Here is a 12,776-nt window from a genome sequence, read left to right on the forward strand (position 1 = left end):
CTTATTTAATAACTTGTTTGTATAACGCAGCAAGGTCTTCGTCTGAAGGCACAACTGGGTTACCAGGGAAAGTCCCATCCTTCTTAGCGCCATCGACAACTTCATCGACCATCTTTGCAGCTTCAGCTGGATCGACACCAAATGACTTCAACGTCTGTGGGCAATCCATTTCAACCATCATGTGCTGAATCTGGGCAGCTAAACGCTTAACCGCGATACGATCACTCATGCTGTTTGAAACTAAGCCAGACTTCTTAAAGGCTTCAGCGTACTTGTGCAGCGCATATTCAGATTTGCTTGCGTTGTATAAAACAACGTGCGGCAACATCATAGCACATGCTAAGCCATGCGGTACGTGGAAGTTAGCCCCTAATTGGTGAGCAATAGAGTGGGCAATCCCAAGACCGGCATTAGCAAAAGCCATACCAGCAGCACAGGAAGCTTCATGCACAACCTTACGTGCTTCTTCGTTGTCACCATGACGGTAGCATTCAACTAGGTTATGCAAGATAACACTAGCAGCTTTTTCAGCTAAAGCATCCGTGATCGTGTTTGAATCCTGAGCAACTAATGCTTCCAGTGAGTGGGTCAAGACATCGAGCCCTGAGAACGCACTGACACTCTTAGGTGCCGTCATCACAAGTTGTGGATCCAGTAAGGCAACATCTGGAATGATACTGTCTTCCATGATTGGTGCTTTCTTATGGTGTTCCGTATCAGTTAACACACTGTGTTGTGTGACTTCGGAACCAGTCCCACTGGTCGTTGGAACAGCAACGAATAATTCAATGGTGTACTTGTTGAGTTTTTCGCCAAAGAACCGAACTGCTTTCCCAGTATCAATAGCAGAACCGCCACCAATACCGATCACAACGTTAGGTTGAACTTTGTTGAAGACCTCAACGCCGGCCATAATGTTTTCCAGCGGTGGATCTGGTTTCACATCAGAGAAGATGGTCACTTCATTTTTACCTTCAACATTCTTCTTGATTCGATCAAGCGTTGGTGTCCCAGGTAAGAAGGCGTCACACACCATTAAAATCTTTTTATTTGAAATGTTTTGCAGCCAAGTTAGACTGTCATTACCAGAGAAGACCTTGGTTGGAATTTTAAACTCTTCCATAGTTAAACCTCCCAAGAACGAAGTGAGAACCCTTGTGGACAGTTGAAACGACGACGACGGGTAAAGGTCTTAGTAGTGGTAGTTCCTTCACCAGTTGGGGTAGCAATTGTCAGCGCAGCAGCACCACTGTAGTAGCCGTTATCACCAACACCAGTTGCGGCAAATGTAGGACCGTTTGCAACGAAGATCGAGGTGTTCATCCGGTGAGCAGCCTTGTTGATGTGTTGAATGTTGTTTGAGTGAATTGAAGCAGTATGGTGGTTGCCACCTTCAACTTCAACGGCTGTTGCTAAAACAGAATCAAAGTCTGGGCAGCCGACGATTGGTAAGATTGGCATTAACATTTCGGTCTTAACCAGTGGGTTGTCCTTGTCAACATCCATCATGATCAGCTTAGGATCGCCAGTGTATGAAATACCAGCAGCTTCCAAAATGAAGGTAGCATCTTTACCAACGTACTTCCGATCAGGGGCACCGTTTGCTTGGATGGTCATATCAGCCAAGTGTTGGATGTCTTTAGGGTCAGTCAGGAGGCAAGCACCCTTAGCAACGATCTTTTGCAGAAGTTCATCTTTGATTGAGTTTTCAGCAATGATTTCCTTTTCAGAAGTACACAGGATTTCATTGTCAAACTTAGCTGAGGTGTAAAGGTTGTGTGCTGCCAAATCAAGATCAGCAGTAGCATCAACCATTGCAGGTGGGTTACCGGCACCGGCACCAACGGCCTTCTTGCCGCTAGTCAATGCTTGGTGCACAACGGCAGGACCACCAGTAACAGCCAGCATTGCAATGTCTGGATGTTTCATCATTTCTTGAACGGATTCAATTGATGGCGTGTCCAGAGAAACCAGCACGTTCTTCAATCCAGTAGCTTTGTAAACAAATTCGTTCAACTTTTCAACGGCCCATCGTGTAATATTCTTTGCACCAGGGTGAGCACCAAAGAACACAGTGTTCCCAGCAGATATCATCATGATGGAGTTATTCAAAACCGTTTCACAAGGGTTCGTACTTGGGCCAACAGCACCGATAACACCGAATGGCGTGTATTCATACATCACCATTCCGCCGTCACCAGTTTCAACTTCTGGTTCAAGTAATTCAACACCTGGTGTGTTGTAAAGTGCGTTCTTTAACTTAGCAATCTTAGCTTCAACAGTCCCCATGCCAGTTTCTTCACGGGTTTGTTGTGCCATATATTCAATGTATGGGCCGAAACCATCTTTGATTGCTTGAACGATCTTTTTACGGAAGGCAAGTGGCTTATCTTGTAAGATTTCCTGAGCTTGCTTAGCAGCGGCAATGGCATCGTTCACGTCGGTGAAGATCCCGTTACCTAACCCATCAGGCTGGCTGGTGGTTGTACCAGCAGCACTGGATGAAGCGTTACCGCTTAATTCTTCTTGTAAAATTCGTCTGATTTCTGCTTCAATATTTTGATCTGCCATACTCAGTTACTCTCCTTTAGAAATTCGCTTACGACAGCTTCACAGATAGCTTGATCTTCTTCAACCAAGCCACCGCTTACACCAACGGCACCGAAAATCTCACCGTCGCAAGTTAATGGAATACCCCCTGGGAATGATACTAATTTACCATCCAGCATTGTTTCCATTTGGTATAAAGGCCCACCTGGTTGGATGTCTTTACTGATATCCTTAGTAGGTTCCTTCATTGCAATAGCGGACCAAGCCTTTTTAGGTGCTAAAAATGTACCAACTAAATTCCCGTTGGGCATATGATATGACATTTGAACAACTTGCTTACAATCCATAATCGCAAATGTCACACCAACTTTAAGTTCGTTAGCTTTGGCGATTCCGGCATCGATAGCACGTTCCATCTTGTGCTTATCAAAAACGTTGGTCTTATCCTCTTTAGGAGCCTGAACGCCATTGTCAGCTAAGACTTCACTGATGATTTGACTAATTTGTTCTTTGTTCATAATTAGGATTCCTCCATTGCCTTTTTATACCGATCAACAACCATGTTGATGATCTTCTGATTTTCTGCCACATGGTCTTCAGAACGAGCCATGATGTAGAAGAAATCAGACAGACGATTCACATAACGCTCCAGCTCAGGACGAACTTCATTTTCTTCCATGAACGAAACGAATTGTCTCTCGGCGCGACGGCAAACCGTCCGACAAACATGTAATTGCGCACCCGCACAACTGGAACCAGGTAGAATGAAAGACGTTACCTTTGGCAGTTCCGCTGTGTATTTGTCAATTATTGATTCCAGATAATGAACATCTTCATCGGTGATGATCGTACTTTGCTGCCGGAACTTTTCTGGCTCTTCAGTGGCAATTTCACCTTGAAGGAAGAACATCCGGTATTCAATTCGTTGCAGAATTTTTCGGTTTTCTGGGTCAAGACAAAATTTGTCAGCTAAACTCACATTGGCGTTTAGTTCATCGAAGGTACCATAGGTTTCAACTCGCAAGGAGTTCTTAGGGACACGTTTACCGTCGAATAAACTTGTGTTGCCTTTATCGCCACCCTTAGTATAAATGGCCATTAGCTTATCCCTTCTTTATCACTTATCAAATCGGTCTATAATGCCGACGATTGAGCAATCGTTGACATCTTTAGAAATTTCTTCTGGAGTCGCGCGTCTCGCACCGGCACCTCGAACGAGTAAAACATACTCGCCAATTCCGGCTCCGACACTGTCTGCAGCCACTTCTTCATGACGGACTGCTTTACCATCAGAGTTTACCGGCTGCACAATCATTAACTTTCTGCCGACCAGTGATCGATCTTTTTGCGTTGAGACAACGCTTCCAACTACTTTTGCCATATACAATCTTCATCAGTCCTAATCTGTATAGTAATCTGCTTTAACCGGCTGACTTCCTTGGCTTCGGTTGTTAAAGACTGTGCGTCGGTAACGACTAAGACCGCCTTATCAGGAAGTCCTGCAACATCACCCCGGCTGACAGTTTGTTTATTGAACGTGACCACGGGACGTTCTTTGTCAACAACAAATTTCACCGGCCAATCCAACAGCATCTTTTTAGGAATAAAGTTGACCATGTATTGACTAATGTTAAACGTGAAGTTTACTTGAAAACTAATCCCTTGCAAAATCCAGTGGATCCAAGAATTGGTCGTGTTCACCCGATAAAGCTCAATTAACAGGTCGATTGTGACGTCATTAATTGATACATTTGCAAAGTCGGTAAAAACTTTATCATCAGGTGGTAAAGTCCGATCAAGATAATCGACTTCGAAAGATTGGTGTTCGCGTTGCCTGATTTTCGTCAGTACTTGCTCAATTAGATGATCCATGTTGGCCACCAACCCTCATAAATTCAATGTTATTTCTTATCCGGAACGATGATTCGGCCGTAAGTGGTGCTGCCCATGCCGACATTAGCGGCATTAGCCTCATCAGTGTCGATATGCATTTCAAGCACAAAGTCCTTACGAGGACGGGCAATCACGTCGTTAAACGTTGTCCGACGATCGTTAGACAAGATCTCAACACAAACCGTGTCACCGAGTTTGACACCCAAACGCTTGGCATCATCATCACTCATATGAATGTGACGCTTTGCAACGATCACACCTTGCACGTCAACTTGGCCATCTGGGGTCACAAGTTTAACAGAAGGTGTGCCATCCAAATGCCCAGAAAGGCGAATTGGTGCATCAACACCAATAGCGATGGCTTCTGAACGGGCAATCTCAACTTGAGAATGTGACCGGCATGGGCCCAAAACCCGAACATGTTCGATCTTACCAGCAGGGCCGACAACCGTTGCCACGTTTGCTGTAGCGTATTCGCCAGGTTGTTTCAGTGGCTTAAACGCTTCCATCTTGCCGTTTGGAAATAACGTCTTAAAATCTTCTTTAGTCAAGTGAATATGGTGGTTTGAAACACTAACTTGAACACGGTTAGGGTCACATTCCTCCGCAATCACTTGTTTAATCACTTGTCTGAGTTTCTCATCAGTTAATTCCATAAGTTAACAGCCACCCTTTTTTCGATTATTGATTATTTTGCTTCTTTTGGTTGAGGCAGGATGTTTTCAACTTCAGCGTGTGGACGAGGGATAACGAATGAAGTCAAAACTTCACCAATGTTTTCAGCGGCTTGAACACCAGCATCAACAGAAGCCTTAACGGCACCAACATCTCCACGAACCATAACAGTAACTAGCCCACTACCAATTTTTTCTTGGCCAACCATGACAACATTGGCTGCTTTAACCATTGCATCGGCAGCTTCGATAGATGCAACAAGACCTTTAGTTTCAATCATTCCTAATGCGTTATTCATTATTAATTCCTCCTATTTTTTGGCGCCTTTTAATTCTTCGTAGTGAATGCACTTCTTGTGAGGTTCACCCATCTTGCGTGGGCAAGCGGGATCCTCACACAAATTGCACGTGAATTTCTTTGTTTCTTTTTTGTCGGCTTTTTTAGCTGGGGCCGGCTTTTTCGACGCTGGTTCTTCCTTTTGCTTGGCATCTGGTGTTTTTGCTTTTGACAAAGCTAAAGGAGCAGCATTTGCTCCTCTAGCCTGATCGATTGTATTGGTCGATTCTTCCACCGGTGATGCCGCCAATGAATCATCTTTTGGCTTAGGGGTGTCCTTCGGGGCAGGACCATCATCTGGTCCTTGTGAATCATCCGGACCTTTAGGATCATCAGGTCCTTTAGGATCGTCTGGTCCTTGGTCATCTAAATGATTGCCCTTAATTGCATCGTTCTTACCTAAGGTTTCAATACCAGGTGCGGGGTTAGCAATCACGTCTGAACAGTAAACATGATCGCCAAGTTCACCGATTCCGGCGTCGATGGCTGCTTGCACAGCAGCCACATCGCCAGTGACAGAGACTGTAATCCAGCCGCCACCCTTAGTATTTTCAACGTATTTAAGATCAACATCGGCTGTTTTAAGCATTCTATCTGCCGCGACAATTGCGCCAGGAAGACCTTCTACTTCAAGGTATCCAATTGATTGCATAAAATAGTCACCTGTCTTTATTTCTTGAATGGAACTCCTTTGACCAGTCGAGCGGCATTTGCGCCAACTTTACGAATCGATGCAGCATCCGTGATAACCACATCGAACAGTGGACTTTCAGGTTTTAGGTTTTTGTAATGCACAATAATGTGTGTATCGTCAAACCCAACCCCCACTGATAATCGTGAAGCGACTGAAGCATTATAGGCGCGTTCAACTGCTGAATCGCCTTCCATATCGAGAATTTGAAAAGGAATCTGCTCCTCTTCAATACCATTTAGCATTGGTTCAAGAACTGCTGGAAGTTGGCCATTAGTACCCGTTGGTGTCGCCAAAATAATTGACGGACGTTCAGAATCAAAAGCCATACTATCCCCTCTTCTCGCTCGCATATGAAAGAATCAAACCTGTTGCCACGGCGTTTCGTGGGCCTTCAATCCCCCGAATATTACCACGACCTGCAACTAAGTTATAATGTGATAATTCATCGGTGACCAATTGTGGAATTTCAAAGTCAAGGGCAGAGCCACCGACAATGACCACGAATGGGATATCTCGGATATTACCTGTTGGACTAACGTGGTGTAAGGCACGAATTGCGTTGGTTACGAATACCCGTTTCTTAGCAGTTTGACGTACGATTTTAACTTTCTCAATACTCAAATTACCAGGAAGAGGTTCATAACCATCTGGTTTAACAGCCACAACTCTGGCAAATAAATCAGCAGGTAATGGATCTTCGAAGAATTGAACGGCACCATCTTCATGCCGTAACTGGAAGAGATTATCAACCTTAGCCAGTGGATACTTCTTAATATCCTCAGCCAAGTATGGATCTTCCAATCCAAGTTCAGAGTTGATGATCATGGTGACCATATCACCGGCACCAGCCAAGTGAATGGCAACTTTTTCATCTTTCTGGTTGATAATTGAAGCATCGGTTGAACCAGCACCTAAGTCAAGGATGGCAATTGGCTTTGTCGTCCCAGGTGTCGTTAAGGCACCCAAGATAGCTGATTCAGCTTCTGCACCACCAATTTCAACTTGAACGTGAAATTCGTCTTTCATGAGATCTGCAATCGCTTGCATTTGTAAGTGATCGGATTTAACCATGGCAGCAATTCCAACGGCTTGCTCCATCGAAAATTCACCAGCCAAGCCACCACGAACCGTCACTGGGACAGACGTGTTAACAGCTAATAAATCTTGAATCGCAATATCTTTGTTTTGCTTACCGGTTAACTCAGCCATTGTTTGACGAACTTTTTCGAGCATACCGCCAATATTAGTACCAGATTCACCGGTAATATCATCGATACTCTTGAATTCGTTCAGTTTTTTCATGATGGCATCGGCACCAGCCGCAACATTAACCTCACCATGGCCATTTGGTTGACCATTGATCAGAATTTTACCGGCTGGGATAACACGGGCTTTAACATCACCTGCAGGCGTCTTGATAACAACGGCTGAACGGTTTCCGATTAAGGCCCGGGCAACTGGAACAATGTTCTTGGTTTCTTCAGAAGAAAGCTCGAACAGTGTCGCAATGCCGTATGGGTTAGAGAGCTGAGCAATAACTTTGCCAGGCGGTGCAACTTCCACCGCGGCAAGCATGTTCAGCGGTACCTTGTCGATCTGTGAAACTTCATCCACGATTGGAATCGGGTGATCCAGTCGATTATTGATCAGCACACCATCATCACTTTGCAGAATGGCAGCGGTGATCTTGTAGCCAGAAGCTACATACGCGTTGATCAGCTTTGCTGCATCAGCGAAATCGATTTCTTTCGAGATGACAACGACATAAGGACGTTCCTTATCCGTTTGGTTCAACAAATCTAGCAAATTTACCGTGTAACCAGAACCAGTCCCGACACCCCCAGGCGTACCTGGGTTGTGGCCAATCATCGTTGATTCAGTGATGACTGTTTCGGTAATGGTTTCCATAGCAACATCACCAATAACGGGGGTTGCTTCGTTGATCCGAATCAGATCAACATCGGAAATTTGCATATTTGACTTTTTCAAAACGATTTGGATGGATTTACGCACCCCAATCAAGTTTTGCTTGGTACCTTTGATGCCAGTTGTTTCGGAAATTCCAGAATTAATGAAATTTACTTCACCACTGTCAGACACATCAGCAAGGGCAACTTCAGTAGAGGAATTTCCGATATCAACACCAATTACACGTGTCATACTAAAAACCCCTAACTAGTTATCGCCCTTCAACTTCTTGTTGACTTCGTAGTTCTCGGCAGCTTCTTCAAACCAGCCGGCACAGATAGGTGCGTTGTACTTGTCACGAAGTTCTTTAGCGGTATCTAACAATTCTTGTTTTGTTGAACGGAATGGCCGTAATGAGTTATACAAATCCAAAACGACATCATCGGGAACTGAAGTTAATTCAGAAGCCCGCTGGAAGTTACGTTGAATTGCTGGACGACCTGCGTTGGCAGCAATTTCACCTTGTAACTTCAAGGTTGCGGGTGTAATCCGCATATCCTTTGCGTCTACCTTGCCGTTAATGACATTTTCCAAGGTAATTTCTTGAACGTCCTTACCGGTTGGTGTTTTGATTTTATCTGGGTGCTTTTCAAATAGTGGGTAATCCGCTGCACCTAATTCTTTTTCGGAACCAGCTGAAGTACCAGTACTAGTTGACGCACTAGAAGCGTTTCCACTTTTCTGTAGCTGAGCAGCAATTCTAGCTACTAAGTCATCTACTTCGCTCATATTAATAAATCCTCCTCAATTAAAAGGTTACCTTAATTTCTTCGGCAGGCTTCCCGATAACAACCTGTTTAGTTTCCTTAATGTGCATCAAAGCAGAAAGTGCTTGATATGCAACACGGGCCATTTGGTCGTTAATTGTTGGCACTGGGTTTGGTGACATACCCTTGGCGTACTGGGCAGCATTTTTACCGATTTGACGGTAAGCGTCCAATGTCAAAACTGGAGCTTGTGGGAACAATTCAAGGTTTGACAGCGGTGCTTGATCCTTTTGGTGAATGATCGTTGTCCCCTTAGATTGAATAGCAACTGAGATACCAGATCCTGACAATTTGTCAACATCGGCGGAAACGAAAGAAACGTCTGAAGTCCGATAAACCTTAACAACACGGGCCTTAAGACCTTCTTCTTCAATACCGGCGATAACTTGACGCAAGATGTCTTTGTGTTGGATCTTCGTCATGGTTTGTGTTAACACTTCAGCGAATGCTGGGGCAACACCAATCACAACTTCATCCTTAGACAAGCCTGGCTTAGCAAGGCCGACATGCTGGAACCAATCCAATTTCTTTTCCGGTACGGCACCTTCTTGGGCACCAGCAACTGGGGTAGTAGCTGTAGCTTGACCACCAAAGGAAATTGGCGTATCAGAGTCTTGAACTTCCTTTAAAACGCCTTTGATAATATTTCTTAACAATGTTTCATCGATTTCTGAACTCACTGTGCTTACCTCCCTTCGACCTGACTGGTTAGAATTCCAACTTCTGAGGATCCAAAGCCCATGGAACGTTCTCTAGACGATCCCACTTGTCTTTGTCTTCCCATACACGGTAACCAGTACCTGGGCCTTTGTAATCGTTAGCGTTGTTGATAGCTGAAGTACACTTCCATCCATCCAAGAAGACAGCGGATGTTTGCAGGTAGTCACCACAAACTTTTTGTTGCGCTAACTTAAGCACAGCCTCAGCGACGTCCTTAATATCATGGTCATATAAGGCCTTGATAACGTCAACAACAGTAGTACCACGAGACATCAAGTCTTGAGCAGCTTTCATATCTTGCACCATGTCACGTTTTGGCATGTCGTTTGAGTTACTGCCGTAAGTTGCAGCTTCAACTTCTTCATCGGTGATCTGTGGTAAGCCTAAACCATCAAAGACAGCTTGCAGAGCAACCGCAGCTTTGTGACGAATCTTGATAGATTCCTCTTCGGTGATTGGCATGATACCACCATTGATAGCCATATCACGTTCCAAAGTGATGTAATCATCGTAGTCCAAAACATCCATGTTTGAACCAGCGAAGGTGTTATCCATGTTTTCTTCGGCAGCATAACCTGATGACAGGTAATCAGTACCGGCGATGAATTGACCAATCATACGGCCAGTCCGACGAATGTCAGAGTGAGAGAAGGCTTGGTCACAACCAGAAGCACATTCAACGTCAAGTGACATACATAGTAAGTTTTCACCTAAGACTTCACGGATACCACCTACAACGGCACCTGGCATACCGATACAACTAACACCACCGTTTTGTAGACCTTGAACACCTGAAGCTTTGGTAATGTAGATACAACGTGCTTCAAGATAAAGCATTGATTTACCTTCAGTGTAGCCCATCATAACTTCTGAACCGGCACCTGAAGTAAACCGCATCTTCAACCCACGTGAAGCGTAGCAAGAAGCTAAGAAACCTTTTGACCAAGGGGTATCATCACCATCAGTGAAGACCCGGTCAGTCCCATAAACTGAAATGGTTTCGGCATAGGCAGTAAACCCACGCATACCTAAACTCAATTCATCAGCTTCCTCAACAGAGCATTGAGTGATAACACCTGGACGACCTGCTTGTGCACCGACCATAACTGAAATGGCGTTCATAGGTGCGTAACGAGCAATGGCAGTGGTGGTTTCTTCTTCAGGAACCCCACGCAATGCAGCTTCGGCAGCATCAGCAGCAATTTCAACTGGGTTGTCTAAAGTGTTAGTGGCGTGGACTTGAGTCATAGGTGTCCGACGTGGACGCATCTTTTGAGTTGCCATGATCATTTCAGCGAAGTTTAATTGACTGATAACTTCAGCAGCCTTTGCTGGTGTCATAGCAGTTGTATATTTAATAATTTCAGCACGGGGAACATTAGGATCACACATCATGTTGGCGATCTTAACTGAATCCGTGTTTAAAGTCTTTTCAGCGTTGTCCAAGTTGATCCCGTATTCAGCGATGTACTTATCGATAAGGTCGAAGTCTTCACGCTTCTTACCATCCATTTCAGTAACAACACCGTTTTCAATCGTGATACTTGGTTTTGGATCGTTCTTACCATTAAGAGCAACTAAACCTTCATCGTCCCAGTTCTTAACGAACCCATCTTGATGTACTGGACGTTTCTCTAATTTTTCAAATCTTTTTTGACGTTTCAATATTGTTCCTCCTCCCTGCTACTTAATGTATGATGGAAAGTCATTTACTGGTTTTTCGCCAAGTTGTGCCAAAAGTTTCAGACCAACTTCACGACCAGCCATAACAGCTTGACGAACGGCACCTGAATCACCACTAATGTGAACCATACCTTCGTTTGAGAAGCTTGTTCCATGTGAAGGAGAAGCAAAGGAAAGTACGTTTACACCAGCAGTTTTAATAGCAGTATCGGCCATAACAACACCGATCCCAGCAGGGGCGCCACAAATCAAACCGTAAGCCTTACCCTCAGGAGCACCAAATGCCATGTGGCAGGCGCCTGAAGCACGGGCAGTAAATTGTAATTCCAAGTGACCAGCAGCAGAGTTATAAACATCTCCAAAAGTCCGGCTCAAGTTATCCAATGCAACATTGATAGCTGAACGAACATCTGAAGGGTCATACCCACCAATAAGAATCAAAGAACCATGACCAGCACCGCCCTTTGTATCACGTGGCAGCTCGATATCGATAACTTCTGTGTTAGTTGCCTTAACAGCTTCGTCCATCGCCATAATATGAGGACCAGCACCTGAACGAGCACTAAGAACACCAAGTACAGAGTAACGCTTTGTAATGTGAAGTTGATCTAACAGAGTTGGGTCAACACTGGGAATGCACATACCAATGGTGTCACCGATTTCACGAGTTCCAACAAACTCAGGGACAACACTAGTAGAGTTTAAAAAATCATTCATTTCGAATCCTCCCGATGCATTTGACTGATTTTTATCTTTAAGTGAGATTCCTTTTTTGAGAAGCTCACTCATTACCTGCTCAACTAACGCGTCTTTATCCTTACTCATACCCTAATCTCCTATCCTAATCAGGCGTTCTGACTATTCAGCAGAGAGTTTCTTAGGATCTGGAAGAATTTTTTCAACATCGCTATGTGGACGTGGAATGACGTAGTTAGAGAGAACTTCACCAATATTTTCAGCAGCTTGAACACCTGCATCAACAGCTGCTTTTACGGCACCAACATCACCACGTACCATAACTGTAACTAACCCATGACCAATCTTTTCTTGGCCCACCAGGTCGACATTTGCGGCCTTGACCATTGCGTCGGCTGCTTCGATTGAGGCAACCAGACCTTTCGTTTCGATTAATCCTAAAGCTTCTTGGTTCATTAGAGCTTCCTCCTAAATTTTGGAACTGCGGTGATGCTAGACAGTAACCGTTAAAATACTGTTATTATCTAATTTCTACGCACTTCCAATTAGTTTTGAAAACACTTACATTATAGGTGATATTATTTGTGATATTTTAAGCAAGTGATTTTTTCGATGTCAAAAATAGTAAACGCTTTCAAAAAAATGTTGTATTAGTGTAAAATAATACAAATTTATTTAAAAATAATGTTGAATTAACGTTACAATTATTTTAAAATCGAATTTAGAGTACTTGATAGCGCTTACCATTTTCATGAAGCATATGTGAAAAGACTGTCATACTTCCAGGAGGAGGA

Annotated in this window: 16 protein-coding genes; all 16 read right to left on the reverse strand. The window is 44.1% G+C overall.

The genetic code is table 11. The features are described from left to right. Position 1: 1 nt before the first annotated feature. From AC6H04_RS06645 to AC6H04_RS06720, 16 genes are read right to left on the reverse strand one after another with little or no spacing between them, the layout of a single operon-like run. Positions 2–1,123, reverse strand: coding sequence for a 1-propanol dehydrogenase PduQ (locus AC6H04_RS06645; protein ID WP_497570953.1), 1,122 nt, complete (start codon positions 1,121–1,123; stop codon positions 2–4). Between the two features lie 2 nt (positions 1,124–1,125). Continuing rightward, on the reverse strand, positions 1,126–2,571 hold the full coding sequence (locus tag AC6H04_RS06650; protein ID WP_497570954.1) for an aldehyde dehydrogenase family protein: 1,446 nt from the start codon (positions 2,569–2,571) through the stop codon (positions 1,126–1,128). Between the two features lie 2 nt (positions 2,572–2,573). Continuing rightward, positions 2,574–3,068 carry a GlcG/HbpS family heme-binding protein gene (locus tag AC6H04_RS06655; protein ID WP_497570955.1) on the reverse strand — a complete coding sequence of 165 codons (495 nt, stop codon included), beginning with the start codon at positions 3,066–3,068 and terminating at the stop codon, positions 2,574–2,576. Between the two features lie 2 nt (positions 3,069–3,070). Beyond that, complete coding sequence (locus tag AC6H04_RS06660; RefSeq protein WP_497570956.1) at positions 3,071–3,649, reverse strand: cob(I)yrinic acid a,c-diamide adenosyltransferase; 579 nt, start codon at positions 3,647–3,649, stop codon at positions 3,071–3,073. An 18-nt stretch (positions 3,650–3,667) separates the two neighbouring features. Beyond that, the gene (locus AC6H04_RS06665) at positions 3,668–3,937 is read right to left on the reverse strand and encodes a EutN/CcmL family microcompartment protein (RefSeq protein ID WP_497570957.1); all 270 of its coding nucleotides are present in this window, start codon (positions 3,935–3,937) and stop codon (positions 3,668–3,670) included. Further along, entirely contained in the window at positions 3,919–4,422 is a 504-nt protein-coding gene (gene pduM / locus AC6H04_RS06670) for a PduM family microcompartment protein (RefSeq protein ID WP_098823454.1), read from the reverse strand. Before pduM ends, AC6H04_RS06665 begins: the two co-directional genes overlap by 19 nt. 29 nt (positions 4,423–4,451) lie before the next feature. After that, positions 4,452–5,099, reverse strand: coding sequence for a phosphate propanoyltransferase (gene pduL, locus AC6H04_RS06675; protein ID WP_497570958.1), 648 nt, complete (start codon positions 5,097–5,099; stop codon positions 4,452–4,454). Between the two features lie 32 nt (positions 5,100–5,131). Further along, a complete protein-coding gene (locus tag AC6H04_RS06680; protein ID WP_497571016.1) occupies positions 5,132–5,419 on the reverse strand; it encodes a BMC domain-containing protein in 288 nt (95 codons plus the stop codon). Positions 5,420–5,428: 9 nt separating this feature from the next. Then, entirely contained in the window at positions 5,429–6,106 is a 678-nt protein-coding gene (locus AC6H04_RS06685) for a BMC domain-containing protein (RefSeq protein WP_497570959.1), read from the reverse strand. Positions 6,107–6,123: 17 nt separating this feature from the next. Beyond that, complete coding sequence (locus tag AC6H04_RS06690; RefSeq protein ID WP_497570960.1) at positions 6,124–6,474, reverse strand: glycerol dehydratase reactivase beta/small subunit family protein; 351 nt, start codon at positions 6,472–6,474, stop codon at positions 6,124–6,126. A 1-nt stretch (position 6,475) separates the two neighbouring features. Next, complete coding sequence (locus AC6H04_RS06695; protein WP_497570961.1) at positions 6,476–8,308, reverse strand: diol dehydratase reactivase subunit alpha; 1,833 nt, start codon at positions 8,306–8,308, stop codon at positions 6,476–6,478. Positions 8,309–8,323: 15 nt separating this feature from the next. Continuing rightward, positions 8,324–8,845, reverse strand: coding sequence for a diol dehydratase small subunit (locus tag AC6H04_RS06700; RefSeq protein ID WP_497570962.1), 522 nt, complete (start codon positions 8,843–8,845; stop codon positions 8,324–8,326). 19 nt (positions 8,846–8,864) lie between these two features. Continuing rightward, complete coding sequence (locus AC6H04_RS06705; RefSeq protein ID WP_497570963.1) at positions 8,865–9,563, reverse strand: propanediol/glycerol family dehydratase medium subunit; 699 nt, start codon at positions 9,561–9,563, stop codon at positions 8,865–8,867. Between the two features lie 28 nt (positions 9,564–9,591). After that, complete coding sequence (locus tag AC6H04_RS06710; protein WP_497570964.1) at positions 9,592–11,268, reverse strand: propanediol/glycerol family dehydratase large subunit; 1,677 nt, start codon at positions 11,266–11,268, stop codon at positions 9,592–9,594. Positions 11,269–11,286: 18 nt separating this feature from the next. Next, entirely contained in the window at positions 11,287–12,111 is an 825-nt protein-coding gene (gene pduB / locus AC6H04_RS06715) for a propanediol utilization microcompartment protein PduB (protein ID WP_497570965.1), read from the reverse strand. Positions 12,112–12,144: 33 nt separating this feature from the next. Continuing rightward, positions 12,145–12,438: a BMC domain-containing protein gene (locus AC6H04_RS06720; RefSeq protein ID WP_054707976.1), complete on the reverse strand. Its 294-nt coding sequence runs from the start codon at positions 12,436–12,438 to the stop codon at positions 12,145–12,147. Positions 12,439–12,776: the final 338 nt, after the last annotated feature.

It is taken from the genome of Secundilactobacillus sp. MJ173 (genome assembly GCF_059704265.1).